This window comes from Sphingomonas pruni NBRC 15498 (assembly GCF_001598455.1).
In the GTDB taxonomy this organism is placed as follows: domain Bacteria; phylum Pseudomonadota; class Alphaproteobacteria; order Sphingomonadales; family Sphingomonadaceae; genus Sphingomonas; species Sphingomonas pruni.
Genome location: NZ_BCYZ01000025.1, coordinates 22304 through 42882 on the forward strand (window position 1 = coordinate 22304; position 20579 = coordinate 42882).

14 protein-coding genes are annotated in these 20579 nt (G+C 66.9%); 5 read left to right on the plus strand and 9 right to left on the minus strand.

Translation table 11 applies throughout. The features are described from left to right. Window positions 1-97: 97 nt before the first annotated feature. From SPR01S_RS09555 to SPR01S_RS09565, 3 genes are all read right to left on the minus strand, one after another. Window positions 98-1363 carry an efflux RND transporter periplasmic adaptor subunit gene (locus tag SPR01S_RS09555; protein ID WP_066588579.1) on the minus strand — a complete coding sequence of 422 codons (1266 nt, stop codon included), beginning with the start codon at window positions 1361-1363 and terminating at the stop codon, window positions 98-100. Continuing rightward, window positions 1360-1761 carry a hypothetical protein gene (locus SPR01S_RS09560; RefSeq protein ID WP_066588582.1) on the minus strand — a complete coding sequence of 134 codons (402 nt, stop codon included), beginning with the start codon at window positions 1759-1761 and terminating at the stop codon, window positions 1360-1362. Before SPR01S_RS09560 ends, SPR01S_RS09555 begins: the two co-directional genes overlap by 4 nt. Before the next feature lie 353 nt (window positions 1762-2114). After that, entirely contained in the window at window positions 2115-2717 is a 603-nt protein-coding gene (locus SPR01S_RS09565; RefSeq protein ID WP_066588584.1) for a TetR/AcrR family transcriptional regulator, read from the minus strand. A gap of 112 nt (window positions 2718-2829) precedes the next feature. On the opposite strand from SPR01S_RS09565, the gene SPR01S_RS09570 reads away from it, so the two are divergent. After that, window positions 2830-3804: a cupin-like domain-containing protein gene (locus SPR01S_RS09570; RefSeq protein ID WP_066588586.1), complete on the plus strand. Its 975-nt coding sequence runs from the start codon at window positions 2830-2832 to the stop codon at window positions 3802-3804. A gap of 143 nt (window positions 3805-3947) precedes the next feature. Here SPR01S_RS09570 and nagA read toward each other — a convergent pair whose 3' ends face one another. From nagA to SPR01S_RS09585, 3 genes are read right to left on the minus strand one after another with little or no spacing between them, the layout of a single operon-like run. Beyond that, window positions 3948-5114, minus strand: coding sequence for an N-acetylglucosamine-6-phosphate deacetylase (gene nagA, locus SPR01S_RS09575; protein ID WP_066588589.1), 1167 nt, complete (start codon window positions 5112-5114; stop codon window positions 3948-3950). After that, a complete protein-coding gene (locus SPR01S_RS09580) occupies window positions 5111-6118 on the minus strand; it encodes an SIS domain-containing protein (protein WP_084251075.1) in 1008 nt (335 codons plus the stop codon). The genes nagA and SPR01S_RS09580 overlap by 4 nt, the downstream gene beginning before the upstream one ends. Before the next feature lie 34 nt (window positions 6119-6152). After that, entirely contained in the window at window positions 6153-6887 is a 735-nt protein-coding gene (locus SPR01S_RS09585; RefSeq protein WP_066588595.1) for a GntR family transcriptional regulator, read from the minus strand. Window positions 6888-7121: 234 nt separating this feature from the next. Between SPR01S_RS09585 and SPR01S_RS09590 the strand changes: the two genes are divergently transcribed. Genes SPR01S_RS09590 through nagE form a run of 4 tightly spaced genes read left to right on the plus strand, consistent with a single transcriptional unit; the run spans window position 7122 to window position 16384 of the window. Continuing rightward, window positions 7122-9911, plus strand: coding sequence for a TonB-dependent receptor (locus SPR01S_RS09590; RefSeq protein WP_245661933.1), 2790 nt, complete (start codon window positions 7122-7124; stop codon window positions 9909-9911). 37 nt (window positions 9912-9948) lie between these two features. Further along, window positions 9949-12201 (plus strand): family 20 glycosylhydrolase, encoded by a 2253-nt coding sequence (locus tag SPR01S_RS09595; RefSeq protein WP_066588596.1) that lies wholly within the window; start codon window positions 9949-9951, stop codon window positions 12199-12201. Then, window positions 12198-14672, plus strand: a complete 2475-nt coding sequence (gene ptsP / locus SPR01S_RS09600) for a phosphoenolpyruvate--protein phosphotransferase (RefSeq protein WP_066588598.1) — start codon at window positions 12198-12200, stop codon at window positions 14670-14672. The genes SPR01S_RS09595 and ptsP overlap by 4 nt, the downstream gene beginning before the upstream one ends. Then, a complete protein-coding gene (gene nagE / locus SPR01S_RS09605) occupies window positions 14669-16384 on the plus strand; it encodes an N-acetylglucosamine-specific PTS transporter subunit IIBC (RefSeq protein WP_066588600.1) in 1716 nt (571 codons plus the stop codon). The genes ptsP and nagE overlap by 4 nt, the downstream gene beginning before the upstream one ends. On the opposite strand, the gene SPR01S_RS09610 is transcribed toward nagE, so the two are convergent. The 3 genes from SPR01S_RS09610 to SPR01S_RS09620 all read right to left on the minus strand — a co-directional run bounded on the left by SPR01S_RS09610 (window position 16372) and on the right by SPR01S_RS09620 (window position 20507). Further along, a complete protein-coding gene (locus SPR01S_RS09610) occupies window positions 16372-18096 on the minus strand; it encodes a tetratricopeptide repeat-containing sulfotransferase family protein (RefSeq protein WP_066588602.1) in 1725 nt (574 codons plus the stop codon). The two genes, nagE and SPR01S_RS09610, sit on opposite strands and share 13 nt — an antisense overlap. 213 nt (window positions 18097-18309) lie before the next feature. Then, window positions 18310-19818, minus strand: coding sequence for a SulP family inorganic anion transporter (locus tag SPR01S_RS09615; protein WP_066588605.1), 1509 nt, complete (start codon window positions 19816-19818; stop codon window positions 18310-18312). Next, a complete protein-coding gene (locus SPR01S_RS09620; RefSeq protein WP_066588607.1) occupies window positions 19815-20507 on the minus strand; it encodes a carbonic anhydrase in 693 nt (230 codons plus the stop codon). Before SPR01S_RS09620 ends, SPR01S_RS09615 begins: the two co-directional genes overlap by 4 nt. Between the last annotated feature and the right edge of the window lie 72 nt (window positions 20508-20579).

Sequence of the window (20579 nt, forward strand, 5' to 3'; positions counted from 1 at the left end):
CCTGTTCCTCGGAGATAGAGGCGAAAAGGTCGGGATTTCGCTCCGCTCGCGCCGAGCCCGCTCTTCGGCGAGCTCAGGGCGAGCGGAGAGTTGGCCCTTACTGGGCGAGCGTGGCTTGACCTGCCGGTGGCGCGGACGGAGCGGGCGGCGCGGCGGCCGGTGCCACTGGCGCGATCTTGCCGGCGAGCGTCTGCACCTTGGTCCCCGGCTGCGCCATTTGCGTGCCGACGATCACCACGCGGTCGTTCGTCGCGAGCCCGCCGCGGATCACGCGGAGACCATCGACGACCGGACCGAGCTGGACCGGCTTGGCGGCGACGCTGCCGTCCTTGGTGACGACCAACACCGTCTTGCGCGCCTGGTCGGTGACGATCGCGGTGTCGGGCACCATCAAGGCACGGGTACGGCCGCCGGTCGCCAGCCGCATGTTGCCGAACATGCCGGGGGTCAGGAACAGGTTCGGGTTGTCGAGCACGGCGCGGCCGCGGATCGTCCCCGACTTCATGTCGAGCGCGTTGTCGGTGAAGTCCAGCTTGCCCTTCCAGCGATAATCGCTCTCGTCCTGCAGCTTGACCTCGATCGGCGAGGCGGTGCCGGCGCCGGCGCGCTTGGCCTTGAGGAACAAGGCCTCTGATCCGTCGAAGCTGAAATAGATCGGGTCGAGCGCGTTGATGGTGGTCAGCAGCGTCGCATTGGCGCCTTCGCCCGCCGCGACCAGATTGCCGGCATCGACCTTGCGGTCCGAAATCCGGCCCGAGATCGGCGCCCGGACGACGGTGAACTCGACATCGAGCGCACGGGCACGAACCCGCGCCTGAGCCGCGGCGAGCGCGGCGGTGGTCGCCTGGACGCGGGCGCGCAGCCGATCCAGCTCGCTCTTCGATACGCCGTCGACGTCGACCAGTCGCGACGCGCGGTCATAATCGGCGCGTGCGAGGGCAAGGTCGCTATTGGCCGTCGCGACGCCGGCGCGTGCCTCTGCCAAAGCGGCGGCATAAGGGCGCGGGTCGATCGTGAAGAGCGGTTGGCCGGCACGGACGATCTGTCCGTCGGTGAAGTGGATCGCGGTCACCGCGCCCGAAACGCGCGGGCGCACCTCGACCGAGCGGCTCGGCTCGAACCGGCCGACATAATCGTCCCATTCGGTAACGTCGCGCTCCAACGGAGTAGCGACGGTAACGGTCGGCGGCGGCGGCGCGGCCATGGCCGGTGCCGAGCGATGGACCAGGCCATAGCCGGCGGCGAGCAAGGCGATCGGCGCGGCGACCCAGGCGGCGCGCTGCCACATCGGGCTGCGGCCCGACGCGGTGCCGTCGAGCGGCTGCGCGTTGGTATCGTCGTTGATCGGGGCGATCATGTTCATCGGCGGAAGCTCCGGGGAAGATTGGTGCGGATCGCGTTGATCCGGAAAAGCAGGGCTTCGTACTGATCGAGCGTGAAGCCGGCGGCGAGGAAGGCGCGGACTTCGGCGGGCGCGACCGAGAAGCCGCGATACCAGCTCAGCACGGCGATACGGCGCAGCGCCTCGAGCCGAGGATCGGACAAGGCCGTCTTGACCACGCCGCCGAATGCCCAACGGAAGGCGCGGGCGAGCGGACCCGGACGGTTGATCGACGACAGTCGATCGCGCTGGGCGAGATTGACGACCTGCCATTCGAGCGCGGAGAAATCGGCCGGCTTCGATGTGAAGCCGCGGGGTGCCACGGGGGACCGATCGAGCAGCGCGCCGCCGCCGACGGGGGCGAATTCGAGATAGGCCATGGCGTGTCCTCCTTGTTGTTGGGGCCGCCGCAGGGGGCGTGCGGCGGCCCATGCCCGGCGATGGGGTCGTCGCCGGGGTGATCCGATATGATTGTGACGAGTCGCGCGCTCCGGCACCGCATGGGCACCGTGGGCGAAGGCTCATTCCTGTTTACGCAAACGCTAGAGGCGGATGTCCGATCGGCCGTTCATGCGGTCTCTTCCCTTCGATCCGAAGGACGTCCTGGGGAGGACCGTCCATCTTCTATACCGAGCAGTATAGAAACTGGGATGGAACGGTTCAAGGGAAAATTCTGTACCGAGCGATATTTTTTGCAATGCGGCGTAAAGCCGGGCTTGTCAATCGCGACGAATTAGCGGCTCGGCCATACCGCGAGCGTGGTATCGACCAGCCGCTGCAAGTCTTCGCGCGAGGCGCCCGCGCCGGCCTGGACCGCCATGCCCTGAAGGATGGCGGTGAGATATTTGGTGATGCCCTCGGCATCCACCGGCGTGTGAAAATCGCCTTCGGCGACCGCGCGCTCCATCCGCTCGATCAGCGCCTGGTGCGCGATCCTGCCGCGTTCGAGCACTTCCTGCCGGATGCAATCGGCCTCGGCGCCGCAGGCGACCGAACTGATCACGCCGAGACATCCGCGCGGATCGTCGCGGCTGGTCTGGTTTTCCAGGCTGCCCTGAAGCAGGCGCTGGGCGACGCCGCGCGCGGTCGGCGCCTCGAGCGCCTGGCCCATGTAACAGAGCTTCTCGCGCTCATAGAGGTCGAGCGCCTTGCGGAACAAGGATTCCTTGTTGCCGAAAGCGGCGTAGAGGCTGGGGCGCGTGATGCCCATCGCGTCGGTGAGGTCGGTCATCGACGCGCCCTCATACCCTTTGCTCCAGAACACGCGCAGGGCCGCCGTCAACGCATGGTCGACGTCGAATTCGCGGGGGCGGCCACGGAGGACGGCAGTTTCCATATCGCTCGGTAGATAATTACGCGGTGCGACTTTGTCCAGTCGCGGTGCCTACCCAGCTTGGGGCCCCCGCGTACGGTTGTCAGCGCGCGGCTGTTCCCGGCATAGTCGCGCGATGACGAACAGGGTCGAAGAATTGGCGCCGGTCGCGGCCATCCCATTGGCTCAGCGCACGAAACCGGCGGTTTTCCGGGGAATCGCCGCAGACTGGCCAGCCGTTCGCGCGCCTGATCCCGGTGCCTATCTGGCCAGGTTCGATAGCGGCGGTCCGATCGGAATCGCCATTGCGCCACCCGATGCGGAAGGACGCCTGGCGTACACCCCCGACATGTCGGCGCTGACTTTCACCCGCGACTCGGCCACGCTCGCCCGGCTGTTTGCGCAACTCGACACCGCGGCGCGAGTGTCATCGCCACCGGCGATCGCGGCGCAAGCGGTGATGGTGCCCGAGGCACTGCCTGGTTTCGAAGCGGAGAACCGCATGCCCCTCGTGCCGGCGGGCGTGGCGCCGCGCATCTGGATCGGCAATCGCGTGCGGGTCGCCACGCATCATGACATGAACAGCAATATCGCGGTGGTGATGGCGGGGCGGCGGCGCTTCACCCTGTTTCCGCCCGATCAAGTCGCGAATCTCTACATCGGTCCGATCGAATTTACCCCGGCGGGGACGCCGATCGCTCTGTTCGATCCCGACGAACCCGATTTCGACCGCTTCCCGCTGGCGCGCGAGGCGATGGCGCACGCCCAGATCGCCGAACTCGAGCCAGGCGATGCCCTCTTCATTCCGCATATGTGGTGGCACCATGTCCGCTCGCTCGATCCTGTGAGCATCCTGGTCAATTATTGGTGGGACGAGGCGCCACCGCCGCAGCCGGGGCTCGCGCCGCTCGACACGATGGTCCACGCGATCCTGGCTTTTTCCGGCCTGCCCGAAAACCAGCGTGCGGCATGGCGGGCGATGTTCGACGAATTCGTGTTCGGCGGCGTGCCGCAGCATGTGCCGGAGGAGCGGCGCGGCATTCGCGGGTCGTTAGGCGAGGAGAGCAAGGCCAGGGTGCGACGGCAGCTGGGACAGATGATGTCGCTCTAAACTGGCGAGCTAGACCTGACGCCTCCCCGGCGAAGGCCGGGGCCCAGTTTCGCGCACTTCGAGAGGGCATCCCGCCATCGGCGGTACGTCGCGGCTGGGCCCCGGCCTTCGCCGGGGAGGCGTAAACCAAAGCAGGTCCCGGGTTACTTGACGATCGCCGCGACAGGCTGCGCCGACCTACTGGCTTCTCCACCGATCCACGTCTCGCGCACCGCGAAACTGTCGTCGAGTAACACCAGGTCCGCGCGCATACCCGCCGCGATCGTGCCGGTCCGGCCGCTCAGTCCCAGAAATGCCGCCGGCGTCGCCGAGGCCATCGTTACCGCTGCCGCCAGCGGCACGCGGCCGCGCTCGACCATGCCCTTGACCGCGCCGGACATCGTCAACGTCGACCCGGCCAGCACGCCGTCGGCGCCATGCAGCGTATCGCCGTCGCGCCAGATCTCGCGGCCCTGGAGCACGAACCGGGGCTCGTCGCTGCCGACGCTGGGCATCGCGTCGGTCACCAGCATCAGGCGATGCTGTCCCTTGGCACGGACCGCGACGCGCAACGTGGCGTCGTGGAGATGATGGCCGTCGGCTATGATGCCGGCATAGGTCGAATCATCCTCCAGCGCGGCGCCGACCATGCCCGGTGCGCGGTTGGCGAGCTGCGACATGGCGTTGAACAAATGGGTGAAGCCCGTCAGCCCTGCGTCGATCGCGGCGCGGACGGTTTCGTAGCGAGCGTCCGAATGGCCGGCACTGACGACGACGCCCTTTGCAACGAGGTGCGCGATCTGCGCGGGTGTGGCGCATTCCGGTGCCAGCGTGACCATCGTCTTGCCGCGCCTGGCCGAGGTCAGCAGGTCGAGATAATCGTCCTTGAGCGGTTGCAGCTTGTCGACCGAATGGATGCCGTGACGCGCGCTCGACAGGAACGGCCCCTCGATATGGATGCCGAGCACGCCGGGCAGTCCGGCGTCGATCGCGGCGTCGACCGCACGGATGCCGGCCTCGACCACCGAGAGATCGTCGCTGATCAAGGTCGGCAACAGGCCGGTCGTGCCATAGCGGCGATGCGTCTCGGCGATGACGCGGATCGTTTCGATGCTGGGATCGTCGTTGAACAATCGCCCGCCGCCGCCATTGACCTGAGTGTCGATGAAGCCGGGAAGCAGCGAATGGCCGCCGAGATCGACGATCCGCGCATCCTGCGGCGGAGCGGAGGAAATGGCGCAAATCTCGCCATCGCCGATCACGACGCAGACGTCGTCGCGCAGGCCGGAGGGCAGCAGCACGCGGGCATTGGTGAGCGCGGTGCGAGTCATACCGTTTCGGTTACCTTGGCGAGATGCGGCGGACGGTCGGGGTCGCGGCCGCGCGCGACGGCGAGCGCATTGGCGAGGCGATAGAAGCTCTGCACGAGCAACAACGGCTGGAGCACCGGATGCGCGTCGAGGCTCGGCAAGCGGATGCCGGGGGCATCCTGCAACCCGGCGCTCAGCACCAGCGCACCGCGCTCGGAGAATTCGGGCGCGAGGTCGGCGACGCTGTCGCGCGATTCGTCGTCTTGGCCGAGCAGCAGCACCGGAAAGCCCTTTTCGACGATCGCCATCGGACCGTGACGAACCTCGGCGGCGCTGAACGCCTCGGCATGGAAACCGCACGTCTCCTTGATCTTGAGCGCCATTTCCTGGGCGATGCCGAACGCCGGCCCGCGCGCGACGACGTATAGGTTGGCGGCATTGCGCAGCGGCTCGAGCGCGGGCGACCAATCGAGCGCCCAGGCCTGTTCCAACAACCCCGGCAGCCCATCGAGCGCGGCGAGCAATTCGCCATCCTCCGCCCAATCGGCGATCAGATGGACCAATGCGGCGACGCTGGTGATGAACGACTTGGTCGCGGCGACGCTCTTTTCCGGGCCGGCGGCGAGCGGCAGGAACGTGTCCGCCAGTACCGCGAGCGGCGAGCTTTCGTCGTTGACCAAGGCGACGAGTTGCGCGCCGCCTGTCTTGGCCATCTCGGCGGCAGCGATCAGATCGGGGCTGCGGCCCGATTGCGAGACCGCCAGCATCAGGGTGCCGGCATAATCGGGCGCCGAATCGTAGACCGACGAAACCGAGGGCGCGGCCGAACTGGTCAGCAGGCGCAGGTGCGTTTCGACCAGATAGCGCGCGACGGTCGCGGCATTGTCCGAACTGCCGCGCGCCAGGGTGACGACGGCGCGTGGCGGGTCCTGACGCAGTGCCGCGGCCAAGGCGATGCGCGTGTCGCGCTGGCGGATCGCCTGGCGTGCGACCGCCTCCGCCGCTTCGGCGGCTTCGGCGAACATCAACGTATTCTCGGGAAGAATGGGCACAAAAATCTCAGGCTGGCGGGACGTTGAGTTCGGCGACGAAGTCGTAAGCATCGCCCCGATACCATGATTTGGTGAATTCGACCGTACGGCCATCCTGGGTGTAGCCGCGGCGTTCGATCTCGAGCCCCGGCGAATTGCGCGGGATCGCCAGCAACTCGGCCTGTTCGTCGGTGAACAACACCGCCCGGAAACGCTGCAGCACGCGCACCGGGCGGTCGGCGCCCAATGCGTCGTAGAGCGATTCGGTCACCGCATCGAGCCCGGGCAGCGAGCTCGCCGGAACGGTCGCATATTCGAGCGCCATCGACACCCCATCGGCATAGCGGATGCGGGTGAAGCGATAAACCTGACTCCCAGGGCTAAGGCCCAGCGCCATCGCCTCTTCGGGTGCGACCGTGCCTTCGGTGCGCGCCAGCCACTCGCTGTGCGGCACGCGGCCGCGCGACTGCATGTCCTCGGTGAAGGACGAGATCGTCGCGAAATTCTTCTCGACCCGCGCGGCGACGAACGTTCCGGCGCCCTGGCGTCGGGTCAGCATCCGCGCATCGACCAGTCCGTCGAGCGCCTTGCGCACGGTAACGCGCGAGACGTTATAGGCCAAAGCAAGGTCGCGTTCTGGCGGCAGTGCCTCGTCGGGCGCTAGCACCTGCCGCTCGATCGCGGCGCGCAGCACGCGCTGCAGCTGCTGGTACAGCGGCGCGGTATCCCCTTCCGGCAGTTTTCCTACGCGATCGACGAACATTGCGGAGAGCCCCTTACGCGATGGTCTTTAAGCCATCAGATAATGCCATTTCAATACCAAAGTGCAGAATATTTGCACTGGTATTGATTTTGGTATTGCAATTTAATGACCAATGAGCCTTTATGACACGCGCAACAGACCTGATCCGGGCCGGAAATGAAACCGGACAGGGCTAACAGCGGCAGTTGGTCGTACTTTGGTACAGTCCAATCCAGGGGTTTGAAGGGGAAGATCATGGTCACGTTCCAAGCCAAGAAGCATCGGGCAATGTTCGCCTGTACCGCAAGCGTGTTCGCGCTGACTATGGCGGCGCCCGCTTTTGCGCAGGCCGCTCCGGTGGCTGCGGCGGCCCCCGCCGACGGCGGCAGCGGTCAAGCCACCACCGCCGATCCGCAAGATCAGAGCAACGACATCGTCGTCAGCGGTATCCGCGCTTCCATCCAGGCATCGCTGGACTCGAAGCGCGCCAACGACGTCGTCTCCGAAGTCGTCACCGCGCAGGACATCGGCAAGTTCCCCGACAAGAACGTAGCCGATTCGCTCGGTCGCCTGACCGGCGTCAACGTCGTCACCGGATCGGCCAATGCCGGCGGCTTCGGCGAGAATCAGTCGGTGTCGATCCGCGGCACCGACCCGACGCTCAACCTCACTTTGCTCGACGGCCATTCGGTCGCGACCGGCGACTGGTTCGTGCTCGACCAGACCAGCGGCGGGCGCAGCTTCGACTTCAGCCTGTTGCCGTCGGAAATCGTCGGCAAGCTGGAAGTCTATAAATCGTCCGAAGCCGATCTGCCCGAAGGCGGCATCGGCGGCACGATCAACCTTCACAGCCGCCGCCCGCTCGATTTGCCGGCCAATTCGTTCAGCCTGACCGCCCAGGCCAATTACAACGACCTGGCCGACAAGGTTAAGCCTCAGGTCTCGGGCCTCTATAGCTGGAAGAACCAGGCCGGCACGGTCGGGCTCTTGATCGCGGGCTATTATCAGGAGCGCGAGTTCCGCCGCGATGGTCAGGAATTCCTCGGCTACACCACCTACAACAATTTTGCCGGAACCGGCCAGACGGTCACCGCGCCCAACCTGATCGGCGCGGCCTATTTCAGCCAGAAGCGCGTCCGCAAGGGCGGCACCGTCGCGCTGCAATACAAGCCGAACGACGAGTTCCAGGTGACGTTGAACGGCATCTACACGCGGATGGACGCCAACAACGTCAACCGCAACTCGATGGCGTGGATCAGCCGGGTGATCGGCAGCAATTCGACGCCGGGCGTCGATAGCAACGGCCATCCGCTTTCGGTCGCTCTGGGGCCGTATACGGTCACCAACGGCTATCTGACGGCGGCCTCGTGGAACGCGATCGACAATAACGGCAACCCGATCCAGGGGCGCGTCCAGGACGACATCTTCCGCGACGCTTATTCGTCGACCTGGGTGATCAACCTGGAGACCGAGTGGAAGCCGACCGATCGCCTGACCCTGTCCGGCGAAGTGGGCTATACCAAGGGTGAGGGTGCGACCAAGGACACCTATGCCTGGGAAACCTATTGGGACACCGGCGTCAATTATGCGCTCGCCGGCAAGGGGGCGACGGTCAATTATCCCGGGCTGCCGACCGACCCGAAGTCGGCCGCCTATCTCAACAATTATTACAGCTGGTCGTGGGGCGGCCGCATCCTGTCGCCCGACAAGGAAACCTATGTCCGTGCCGATGCCGAATATAAGTTCGACGGCGATTTCCTGAAGTCGATCAAGATCGGCGGCCGCTATACCGACCATACGCGCGAAGTGAATTACACCGCTTATTCCTGGGCGGGCAACGGCCTCTATTCGGGCACCAAGGGCGTCGGGCTCGGCACCGTGTTCAATGGCGGAACCACGCCGGACGATTTCCTCGACGGGCTGGTCGCCTTCCCGCCTTATTCGATTGCCGACAAGGACAAGGTGCTGGCCGAACTCGCCACCAATGGCGGACGGCAGTTCGCTTTCTATCCGCAGGCGAGCTTCTCGGTGAAGGAAAAGACCGAGGCGGTCTATGCGATGGCCAAGCTGGGCGGCGAGAGCCAGGGCTGGCGCGGCAATATCGGCGTTCGTGCCGTGCATACCGAGCTTAACACGACACAATATACGCCAAATCCATTGGCAACGGGCGGGCTTGAGAAGGTCTTTTCGCCGTTCTGTCCGCTGCAGCCGGCGGACAACAAGAACTGGTGCGACACCAACCGCGTCAGCCGCAGCTATTGGGATTTCCTCCCCAGCGCCAATTTGACTGTCAACGCGATGCCCAATTTGCTGATCCGGGCGAGCGCGGCCAAGACGATGACCCGGCCGGGCTATGCCCAGCTTGCCGGCGCCTTCACCGTCAGTGACTTGGCGCTGACCGGTACCGCGGGCGGCAATCCCTATCTGGATCCGACCCGCGCCTGGCAGTTCAACCTCGCGGCTGAATGGTATTACGGCAAGCAGTCGCTGTTCTCGGTCAATCTCTTCTACCTCGACATCGACTCATACATCACGAGCAGTGAAACCGAGCGGTTCCTGGTTACGCAGCAGCATCCGGCCGGAGCGACGTTCAAGATCACTGGCCCGGTCAACGGCAGAGGCGGCACCAACAAGGGCGTCGAGGTCAATTGGCAACAACCGATCTATGGCGGGTTCGGCCTGCTGGCGAACTACACCTATGCCGATGCCAAGGCGGCGGACGGTGGCGTCATCGACGGCAATTCGAAGCACACGTTCAACGTGACGGCCTATTACGAGAATTCGCTGATCTCGACGCGCTTCGCTTACACCTTCCGCTCGAAATTCCGCTCCGGCATCGATCGTTCGACGCCGATGTGGCAGGCCGATTTCGGCACGCTCGACGGGTCGCTGACGCTCAACGTGACCAAATATTTCGCGCTGACCGCCGACGCGCAGAATCTGCTCAACCACAAGCTCTATTACTTCGTCGGCGATCCCTCGATCCCGCGCGCTTATTACAACAATGGCCGCACGTTCTGGGTCGGTGGCAAAGTCCACTTCTGACCTGTCGCGCATCGGCAAGACCGAATAGGATTACCCGATGCGCACCAGCCTGTTCGCCGCCGTCATGATCTTGAGCATGCCAGCGGCGGCACGGGCATTACCCGACCTCCCCCTGCTGCCGATGCCCGCGACGGTGACGTCGCAGGCCGGCAGCTTTTCTTTTGCCCGCGCGACCATGGCCGCCGACGACGCCGGCGGCATGGCCGCGGCGCGGCGGCTGGCCGATCTTGTCGCGCGCACCGGCGGACCGAAGCTCGCGCTGGCCAAAGGCGGCACGATCCGATTCCGGCGGGACGCGTCGATCAAGGGCGAAGAGGCCTATCGCCTGCGCGTCACGCCGGCGGGCGTTACGGTATCGGCGTCGACCGATGCGGGGCTCTATTATGGCGCGACCACCTTGTGGCAATTGATCGCCGCGTCCACCGACGGCCGGATCGGCGCGGTGACGATCGACGACGCGCCCACTTTCGCCTGGCGCGGCGTGATGCTGGACTCGGCGCGGCACTTTCAGCCGCCGGCCTATGTGAAGCAACTGATCGATCGCCTGTCGATGGAGAAGCTCAACGTCCTGCAATGGCATCTGACCGACGACCAGGGATGGCGAATCCAGATCGACCGCTATCCGCGCCTGACCGCGGTCGGCGCCTGGCGCCAGCCGGCGGGCGCGGCAGGTGTGGATCCGAAGACCGGCCAGCCGGTGCGCTATGGCGGCTTCTACACCAAGGCGGAGATCCGCGAGATCGTCGCTTATGCCACGGCGCGCCACGTCACGATCGTGCCCGAGATCGATATGCCGGGCCACGCCACCGCGGCGATCGCCGCCTATCCCGCGCTCGGCTCGACCGCGACCCCGCCTAGGACGCCCAGTTCCGACTGGGGAGTGATGTACAATCTGTACAACACCGACGACGCGACCTTCACCTTCCTGACCAATGTGCTCGACGAAGTGCTCGAGCTGTTCCCGTCGCGTTACATCCATGTCGGCGGCGACGAGGCGGTCAAGGACCAGTGGAAAGCCGATCCGCGTATCCAGGCGCGGATGAAGGCGCTGGGGCTGAAGGACGAAGAACAGCTGCAAGGCTGGTTCATGGCGCGGATCGGCGCCTATCTCCAGCAGCGCGGCCGGCGGCTGGTCGGCTGGGACGAGATCCTCGCGGGCAAGGTGCCGCCGTCGGCGACCGTGATGTCGTGGCACGGCGTGTCCGGCGCGATCACGGCGGCCAAGGCCGGGCATGACACGATCCTGTCGCCGTCGCCCGATTTCTATCTCGATCACATCCAAAGCGATTCCGGCGATGAACCGCCAGGGCGCGGCGGGGTCATGGACTGGAAGCATATCTACACGTTCGACCCGCTACCCGCCGCGCTGACCGCCGACGAGCGGCGGCATCTGCGCGGGCTGCAGGTCAATCTGTGGACCGAGCATGTCCGCACGACCGTTTATGCCGACCGCATGCTATGGCCGCGGGCGGCGGCGCTCGCCGAACTTGGCTGGACGCCCGCGGCGAAGCGCGACTGGAAGGGGTTCGCGGCACGGTTGCCGGCGGAGTTCGCGCGCTATCGGCGGCTGGGGCTGGGGTACAATATGACTCCGCTCGAACCGCTGGCGAGTGTCGACGGCGATGGCGGCAAGGTCGTGGTCAAGCTGCGCCAGCAGGCTGACGTCGGCATAATGCGCTACACCACCGACGGCAGCGCGCCGACCGCCGCGTCACCCGCCTATGACGGCGCGCTGACCTTGCCGGAGGGAACCCGGCTGCGCGCACGTGACTTTGCCGGCGGCGAGCCGCTCGGAATCGGGCGCGACTGGACGCTGACCGCTGCCCTGTTGCGGACGCGCACCGCGAGCGAAATGGACTTGTGCACCGCCGCGGTGCCGCTGCGGCTCGAGGATGACGGCGCGACCGACGGCGTGCGCCGGGTGCATTGGGGCGACATCTTCCATCCCTGCTGGATCTGGAAGCGCGCCCCGCTCGACGGCATCGCGTCGCTTTCGGCCGAAGTCGGGCAGGTGCCGTTCAACTTCTCGATCGGCGCTGATCTCGCCAAAGTGGTGTTCGACAAACCGCGCACGTCGACCGGCGAGCTCAAGGTCAGGCTCGATCGCTGCGATGGTCCGGTGGTGGCGAGCATCCCGCTCGGCGCCGCGACGCGCAATTCCGGCGTCAGCACGATCACCGGCTCTCTGCCTCCGCAACAAGGACGCCACGATCTGTGCATGACCTTCACCCAGACCGGCCCCGATCCCTTGTGGATGCTCGACCGACTGACCCTGGTTCCGGCACAATGAGCCTGACCATCGCGAGCCCGCTGGCGGGCTGGGCGACGCCGTTGGTCGAGGTGCCCGATCCGGTGTTCGCCGAGAAGATGCTGGGCGACGGCGTCGCGATCGATCCAGTCGATGGACGGCTGGTCGCGCCGGGCGCGGGCGTGGTGCTGTCGATGCATCCGGCGGGGCATGCGGTGACGCTGCAGCTCGATGCCGGGCCAGTATTGCTGATGCATATCGGGCTGGAGACGGTCGGGCTGGGCGGGGAGGGCTTTGCGCCCAAAGTGGTCGATGGCCAGCGCGTGGCGGCGGGCGACTTGCTGGTCGAGTTCGACCTCGACCGTCTGGCGCGGACGGCGAAGAGCCTGGTCACGCCGGTCATCGTCACCAATGGCGAGATGTTCGCGGTCGAGGGTCCGGTGAGCGACCGCGCAGTCGCCGCGGGCGAGGCGGTGATGCTTTTTCGACCGCTGGGCGGGGCGGTCGCGGCGGCCGAAGAGGCGGCGGCGACCGTCAGCCGCACGCTGGACTTGCCGCTTGCCTTTGGACTGCACGCACGGCCGGCGGCGCGGATCGCGCAACTCGCGGCCAAACATTCCGGGACGATCGAGATCGTCGCGCCGTCGGGGCGGACTGCCTCGGCCCGGAGCGCGGTGGCGATGCTCGCGCTGGCGCTGCCGCATGGTGCGGCGATAACGGTGCGCGGCAGCGATAGTGACGGCGTCGCCGCGATCGCCGATCTGCTGGCGGGCGGGATGGGCGAGTTCAAGCCGACAGGCACGGTTGCCGAGGCGCCGCCGGTGGCCGCGGCCGGCGAGATGCCGTCGCTGTTGAAAGGGGTTGTCGCTGTTCCCGGCGCCGCGATCGGACCAGCTTTCCGTCTTGCCGATCCGGCGGCCGATATTCCCGAGATCGGCGCGGGAACCGATGCCGAGCGTGCCGCGCTGGCCCGAGCGAAGGATCGCGTCCGCGCCGCGCTGGCGGCCGATGCGGAGGGTGACGGCGATGGTGCGGGGATCGCCGCCGCGCATCTGGTGCTGCTCGACGATCCCGAATTGGCCGGTGCCGCCGATCTGGCGATCGCCGCGGGCAAGAGCGCTGGGTTCGCCTGGCGGCAAGCGATCGGCACGTATGTCGAGCAATTGCGCGGCACGAGCGATGCGCGCTTTGCCGAGCGGATCGACGACTTCAACGATCTGGGTCGCCGCGTCGTGCTGGCGCTTGGCGGTGAACCCGAACAGGCACCGCCGCCGCCCGGCGCGATCCTGATCGCCGACGAACTCTATCCCTCGCAAGTGATGGCGCTGCGCGAGGCGGGGCTTGCCGGCATCGCGACCGCGCGGGGCGGGACGACGTCGCACGTCGCGATCATCGCGGCGGGGATGGGGGTGCCGATGCTGGTCTCGCTCGGCGATGCGCTGGCGCGAGTCGAACCCGGCACCGAATTGATCATCGAGAACGGCGCGCTGCGTATCGCGCCCGATGCGGCCGACGTGGCGGCGGTGCGCGCGCGGATCGACACGCGGCGGGCCCGCCGGCAGGCGGCACTGGCGCAGGCCGAGCAGCCGGCGATCACCAAAGACGGCACGCGGATCGAAGTGTTCGTCAATCTCGGCTCGGCGGTCGATGCGCGCGTCGCCGTGGCAGAGGGCGCAGAGGGTTGCGGCCTGCTGCGCACCGAATTCCTGTTCCTCGACCGCGCCACGCCGCCGGACGAAGAAGAGCAACTGGCTGCCTATCAGGCGATCGCCGATGCGCTCGGCGACCGGCCGCTGATCGTGCGCACGCTCGATATCGGCGCGGACAAGCCGGCGCCCTATCTCACCATCGCGGCCGAGGAGAACCCGGCGCTGGGCTTGCGTGGTATTCGCCTCCAATTGGCGCGGCGCGATCTGCTCGACGTGCAATTGCGCGCCTTGCTGCGCGTCAAGGCGCAGGCCCCGCTCAGGCTGATGCTGCCGATGGTCGCCGATCGTGCCGAACTGGCCGCGGCGCGGGAGGCGCTGGCGCTTCATGCGGGCGATCTCGGCGTGGCGGCGCCCGAGCTCGGTATCATGGTGGAAACGCCGGCGGCGGCGCTGACCGCGGCGGCCCTCGCCGCCGACGCCGACTTCTTTTCGATCGGCAGCAACGACCTCTCGCAATATGCCTTGGCCCGCGACCGCACCAATCCGGCGGTCGCCGCGGGACTGGACGGGCTGCACCCCGCGGTCCTGCGGTTGATCGACGAGACGGTGCGCGGCGGCGCGACGCATGGACGCTGGACCGGCGTGTGCGGCGGGCTCGCCGCCGACCCGGAAGCGGTGCCGCTGCTGATCGGAATGGGCGTGACCGAATTGTCGGTGCCGGGCGCGGCGGTCGCCGAGACCAAGGCGCTGGTCCGCACGCTCGATCTCGCCCGATGCCGCGCCGTCGCGGCGCAAGCCCTGACCGCGCCCGATGCCGCCGCGGTGCGCGCGCTCGTCTCATCTTTGTCGGAGCAAGGCCAATGAAGCTCTCGCTGCAATCGCTCCAGCCGCTCGGCCGCGCGCTGATGCTGCCGATCGCGGTCCTGCCGATCGCGGGGTTGTTGCTCCGACTGGGCCAGCCCGATCTGCTCGATATCCCCTTCGTCGCCGCGGCGGGCGGGGCGATCTTCGACAATCTCGGCTTGCTGTTCGCGCTCGGCATCGGCGTCGGCATCGCCAAGGATAATAATGGCGCGGCGGGGCTGGCCGGCCTGGTCTGCTTCCTGGTCGCGACGCGCGGGGCGATGACTTTGCTCCATGTGCCGCCCGACGTAACGGCCAATATGGGCAAGGATATCGCCGCGCTCGCCGATGCGGCGTGGCGCGACAAGGCGATTTCCAAGCTGGCGGTGCCGATCGGCATCGCCTCGGGATTGATCGCGGGGGCGTTCTACAATCGTTACTCGACCATCAAACTGCCGGATTATCTTTCGTTCTTCGGCGGCCGGCGGTTCGTGCCCATCCTGGCGGGGTTCGCCGGGCTGGCGCTCGCGGCATTGGTCGGCTTCGGCTTCGCGCCGATCGACGCGGGCGTGGACGGGCTGAGCTATGGCGTCGTCGAGTCGGGGACGATCGGGCTGTTCGTCTATGGCGTGCTCAACCGGCTGCTGATCGTGACCGGCCTGCACCATGTGCTCAACAACGTCGCCTGGTTCATCATCGGCGATTTCCACGGCAAGACCGGCGACCTCAACCGATTCTTCGCCGGCGATCCCAGCGCGGGCGGGTTCATGTCGGGATTCTTCCCGGTGATGATGTTCGGCCTGCCCGCGGCGTGTCTGGCGATGTACCGCTCCGCCTTGCCGGAGCGGCGCCAGGCGGTGGGCGGCATGTTCCTGTCGATGGCGCTGACCGCCTTCCTGACCGGGGTGACCGAGCCGATCGAGTTCACCTTCATGTTCCTCGCGCCCTTGCTCTATTTCATGCACACGATTCTGACCGGCGCGGCGATGGCGCTGATGCACATTCTGGGGGTGCATCTAGGCTTCGGCTTTTCGGCCGGATTCTTCGATTACGTGCTCAATTTCTCCAAATCGACGCGGCCGTTGCTGTTGCTGCCGGTCGGGCTGGCCTATTTCGCGATCTATTACGGCACCTTCCGCTGGGCGATCGTGAAGTTCGATTTGAAGACGCCTGGCCGCGAGCCCGAGGAGGCGGAGGAGGAAGGCGCGGCGCCGCTGCCGGCCGAACGCGGATTGGCGTTCGTCGAGGCATTGGGCGGGGCGGGCAATCTCGCCAGCATCGATGCCTGCACGACCCGGCTCAGGCTGGTGGTCAACGACCAGGACAAGGTCAGCGAGGCGCGGCTCAAGAAGCTCGGCGCCAGGGGCTTCATCCGGCCGAGCGCACAGGGACTGCAAGTGGTGCTCGGCCCGATCGCGGATTCGGTGGCGATGGAAATGCGCGCGGCGGCCGGGCCGTTGTCGCCGGCCGCGCCGGTGGCCGAGAACCGTCCGACGGTGACGGCGGCTGATCCGACGCCATGGCTGGCCGCATTGGGCGGACGCGGCAACATCACCGCATCGGGCGCGGCATCGAGCCGGCTGTGGGTCGACCTGTCCGATCCTGCGCGCGCCGATGAGGCGGCGCTGCGGCAATTGGGCGTGCGGATGATCGCGCGGCCCACGGCCAATGCGCTGCACCTGATCTTGGGAGCCGATGCCTCGCCGGTCGCGGCGGGACTTCAGGCGGCGTAGCCGCTGCTGGCGATCGTCTCGGCCAGGATCGCGCGCGCGGGCTCGAGTTCGCGTGCGTAATGCCGCCAGCGCCCGATCGAGCGATCGTTGATCGGCTCCTGGACCTGGGCATAGCTCGGGGTCGGGGCGAAGCGCCGGCTTTCGTGGAAGGCGAGTTGAGGCGGCTCCATCGCCAGACCGATATACGCCATCAGCGCTTCGGTCTCGTCCCGCTGGCCTGCGACGAAATTCTCGTAGCGGAGCTGGTGCGGCACGATTCCCGGCAGTTTCCGCCACTCGGCCGTCAGCGTGTCGGTCAGCGCATAATGGCGTGCGGCATCCTCGAGCCGATAGCCGCAATTGAAGCCATGGGTGAAATCGTGGCTCATTGCCGACACCATCACGTCGAACGGGTGACGCTTGACGGCGATCAAGGGTGCGGCGGGGAAAGCGAGCCGAAGCAGCGGCAGATACAGTTCGTTGAGCGGCATCTTGTCGGTGAAGAACGACATTCCGGGCGCGAGCAGCCCGAACGCTTCGGCCCGGGCGAGATAATGGTCGCGGAGGTGGGTCGCGAGGGTCGCGCGGGCGTCGACATGCAGCCGGTCGGCATGCGCGGGGAAGGCGCCGCCGGTCCGCTGCGTGGCGATCTCGGTGAGTTCAGCGACGAACGGCAATTCGCCGCCCGCACGGATCGCCGAATGGCTCGCCAGCACTTGTTCGGTCAGTGTCGTGCCCGAGCGCGGAAAGCCGAGGATGAAGATCGGTTGCGGGACGCCTTCGCGGGTCGGCGCAGGAGACAGCGCCGCGAACCACTCGGGCGTGAAGAATTGGGTCAGGTCGCCGGCCAGGCGCTCCACCTCGGCGCGCTCATAGCGGCGCCCCGACGCAGTGGAGAGGGCGGCCTTGCCGTCGGCGAAGTCGCGCCAAGCCTCAGCGTGGCGGCCGGCGCGGTCGCGCAGGCGCCCCCGCTGGAGCAGCGCGGCTCCGGGCAGGCTGGGCTCGGCGTCGAGCAGCGCCAGCCCGTCTCGCCAGTATTCGGTGCGCGACAGCAACGCCGCGCGCTGCAAGGTGACGTCGCTGCCTTGGGCTCGCGCCAGCCCCTCGGCGCGATCGAGCATTGCCGACGCTTCGTCGAACCGCCGCGCCTGTTCGAGCAACTCGGCCAGCCAGGCGAGCGGCGGCAATGCATCGGGCATTGCGGCGACAGCGCGGCGCAGCAAAGGTTCCGCATCCGAAAGAGCGCCTTGCCGTTGCAGATTGCGGCCAAGATTGGCCAGCAATTGCGGATGTTCGCCGGCCAGCGCGATCGCCCGGCGCAAATGGGCGGCGCCGGCAATCAGTTCCTCGCGTTCGGACAGGATATTGCCGAGCATCATTTCGGGTTGCGGATTGCCGGGGTCCGCGGCGATAGCGGCGCGGCAGGCCGTCTCCGCCTCGACGACCCGTCCGGTATCGAACAGCATCATGGCAAGGTCGTCATGCGGCCAGCGCAGACGGGAATCGATCGCGATCGCTTCGCGCAACAGGCGTTCGGCGCCAGCCGTATCGCCGCGCGCGCGATGCGCCAGAGCGAGGATCTCGATCGCGTCGAGCGACGCCCGATCGTGCGTCCGCGCTTCGGCCGCCAGCTTTTCCGCCTCGACATGGCGCCCGGACTGAAACGCCGTGCGAGCCCGGGCGATCAGATCGCTGGTGGAAGAAAAAGGGGACATGGCGTCGGATAACGCCATGTCCCGCTCTAAGGAAGCCGATGGAAGATTCGGCTCTGGATCTAGGGTTCGGTCGACTGTCGGCAAACAGTCTCGGGGGTCGGAACCGCCCGCCCTTGCGATGCAAAGGGAAGCCGGGGGCGGGCGGTTCCGGTACGACCGGGATAATGGCGGGAGGTCGCCGCCGTGTATCCCGATCGTAACGAATGATTGCTGGGGCAATCCTTCTCTGCACTAGGCGGCGAGGCGAGCGAGCCGCCCGTCGGCGCCGAGCAAGGTGACACTGGCCCCGCGCGCGCGCCGCCGCGCCAGCCACTCGCGGAACAGTTCCGCGCAGCTGTGGTCGACGGCGGCCAGATCGCGAACGTCGATCGTCAGCGGTTTGTCGGCCGGCGCCTTGTCGAGCGCGTCGCTCAGCCGCGGCAATTGGACGAAGGTCGCGGTGCCCGACAGGCTGAGCGCCGCATGCTCGTCCGCTTCGTGATGATCGACGCCAAGCTTGAGCCGCTTCAGATGCGGGATCACCTCGATCAGAGACAGAGCGATACCGACCAGCACGCCGGTCAACAGATCTTCGGCGACGACGATCACCAGCGTCGCTGCCCAGATCACCGCGGGCAAGATGCCGTGATGGTGGAACAGTTCGCGTACGTGCTTCACGTTGACCAGTTTCCAGCCGGTGACGACCAGCACGGCACCGAGCGTCGCCATCGGGATCTCGCGCAGCAGCCAGGGCAGCAAGGCGACGAAGCCGAGAATCCACACGCCGTGCAGGATCGCCGAAAGCCGGGTGACGGCTCCGGCCTGGACGTTGGCCGAGCTGCGCACGATCACCCCGGTCATCGGCAGCGAGCCGGCCACGCCGCACAACAGATTGCCGACGCCCTGCGCGCGCAATTCCTTGTTATAGTCGGTCCGGACGCCATCATGCATCTTGTCGACCGCGGCGGCCGACAGCAACGTCTCGGCACTGGCGATGAAGGCGATGGCGAGCGCCGCGACCAGGATCGACGGATCGAGCCATTTCGCGAAGATCGATGCATCGGGCAGCGTCACCGCGGCGGCGATCGATTCGGGCACGTTGACGCGGGTGACGTCGAGGCCGAACAGGAACGCGACCAGCGTGCCGGCGACCACGCCGAGCAGCGCACCCGGCACCAGTCGCAACGCGGCCGGACGGAATTTCTCCCAGGCGATCATGACGCCGATGGTCAACAGCGCGATGAACAAAGCGAGTTCGGTCGAGGTCGCGTTGCTCGGGTCGAGACCGAGCAGGCGACCCGGCATCGCCGTGAGGTTGGCGAGTCCGCTCGACATCGGCTTGGCGTCGAACAGCACGTGGAACTGGCCGGCCACGATCAGCACACCGATGCCGGCGAGCATGCCATGGACGACGGCGGGAGAAATCGCGCGGAACCAGCCGCCGAGCTTGAAGATGCCGGCAACGACCTGGATCAGGCCGGCGAGAATGAGGATCGGCCCCAGCGCGGACAGGCCCTGGTCGCGGATCAGTTCGAACACGATCACCGCCAGGCCGGCGGCGGGGCCGCTGACCTGGAGGGGGGAGCCCGCCAGCGCGCCGACGACGATACCGCCGATGATGCCGGTGATCAGGCCTTTTTCCGGGGGCACGCCAGACGCGATCGCGATGCCCATGCAGAGGGGCATCGCGACCAGGAAAACGACGATCGAGGCGGTGAAGTCGCGGGCGAGAAACCCGCCCGCCGGCTTGGCCGTACTCATTCGGCCGCCTCCGCATAGTCTTCGCCCATCGCCAGGCGCTGGCCGGCGGCGAGCGCCACCGGCAGCGGGCGATCGTCGCGGATTGGCATGAAGCGGCCGGTCTCTCCGTCGAGGCCGAGCATCACGCCCTGATGGATGTCGACGAACCAGCCGTGCAGCGAGATCTCGCCGCGCGCTATGCCGGCCGCGACCGACGGATGGGTCCGCAGATGGGCAAGCTGGACGACGACGTTCTCCAGGCTGGCGGCACGGACCTTCTCGGCCTTTTCGAGCGGGCCGTAGCCGGCGCGCACGACGCATTCGGCGGCATGGCTGTGGCGCAGCCACGCGGCGACATTGGGCATGCCCTCGAGCATTTCAGGGTTCATCAGCGCCTTCATCGCGCCGCAGTCGGAATGGCCGCAGACGATGATGTCGCGCACGCCGAGCGCGGCGACGGCATATTCGACCGTCGACGACACCCCGCCATTCTGCGTCGCGAACGGCGGCACGATATTGCCCGCATTGCGGCAGACGAACAGGTCGCCCGGCTCGGCCTGCATGATCAACTCGGGCACGACGCGGCTGTCGGCGCAGGAGATCATCAAGGCCTTGGGGCTCTGCCCGTCGACCGCGAGCTTGGCATAGAGGTCGTTGCTGGGAAAAACGCGCTTTTCGAAATCGAAGACGCGTCCGATCAGGTCGTTCACGGCATATGCTCCTCTTGGCTGGTTGCCGGGAAGAGCTAGGGCGTTGAATTTGCCGCAGTGCAGCGCGGGCGT

Bases quoted from the DNA above. Each gene is read 5' to 3' on its own strand.
- SPR01S_RS09555 (WP_066588579.1), bottom strand. From the start codon at position 1,363: ATGAACATGATCGCCCCGATCAACGACGATACCAACGCGCAGCCGCTC.
- SPR01S_RS09560 (WP_066588582.1), bottom strand. From the start codon at position 1,761: ATGGCCTATCTCGAATTCGCCCCCGTCGGCGGCGGCGCGCTGCTCGAT.
- SPR01S_RS09565 (WP_066588584.1), bottom strand. From the start codon at position 2,717: ATGGAAACTGCCGTCCTCCGTGGCCGCCCCCGCGAATTCGACGTCGAC.
- SPR01S_RS09570 (WP_066588586.1), top strand. From the start codon at position 2,830: ATGACGAACAGGGTCGAAGAATTGGCGCCGGTCGCGGCCATCCCATTG.
- nagA (WP_066588589.1), bottom strand. From the start codon at position 5,114: ATGACTCGCACCGCGCTCACCAATGCCCGCGTGCTGCTGCCCTCCGGC.
- SPR01S_RS09580 (WP_084251075.1), bottom strand. From the start codon at position 6,118: ATGTTCGCCGAAGCCGCCGAAGCGGCGGAGGCGGTCGCACGCCAGGCG.
- SPR01S_RS09585 (WP_066588595.1), bottom strand. From the start codon at position 6,887: ATGTTCGTCGATCGCGTAGGAAAACTGCCGGAAGGGGATACCGCGCCG.
- SPR01S_RS09590 (WP_245661933.1), top strand. From the start codon at position 7,122: ATGGTCACGTTCCAAGCCAAGAAGCATCGGGCAATGTTCGCCTGTACC.
- SPR01S_RS09595 (WP_066588596.1), top strand. From the start codon at position 9,949: ATGCGCACCAGCCTGTTCGCCGCCGTCATGATCTTGAGCATGCCAGCG.
- ptsP (WP_066588598.1), top strand. From the start codon at position 12,198: ATGAGCCTGACCATCGCGAGCCCGCTGGCGGGCTGGGCGACGCCGTTG.
- nagE (WP_066588600.1), top strand. From the start codon at position 14,669: ATGAAGCTCTCGCTGCAATCGCTCCAGCCGCTCGGCCGCGCGCTGATG.
- SPR01S_RS09610 (WP_066588602.1), bottom strand. From the start codon at position 18,096: ATGGCGTTATCCGACGCCATGTCCCCTTTTTCTTCCACCAGCGATCTG.
- SPR01S_RS09615 (WP_066588605.1), bottom strand. From the start codon at position 19,818: ATGAGTACGGCCAAGCCGGCGGGCGGGTTTCTCGCCCGCGACTTCACC.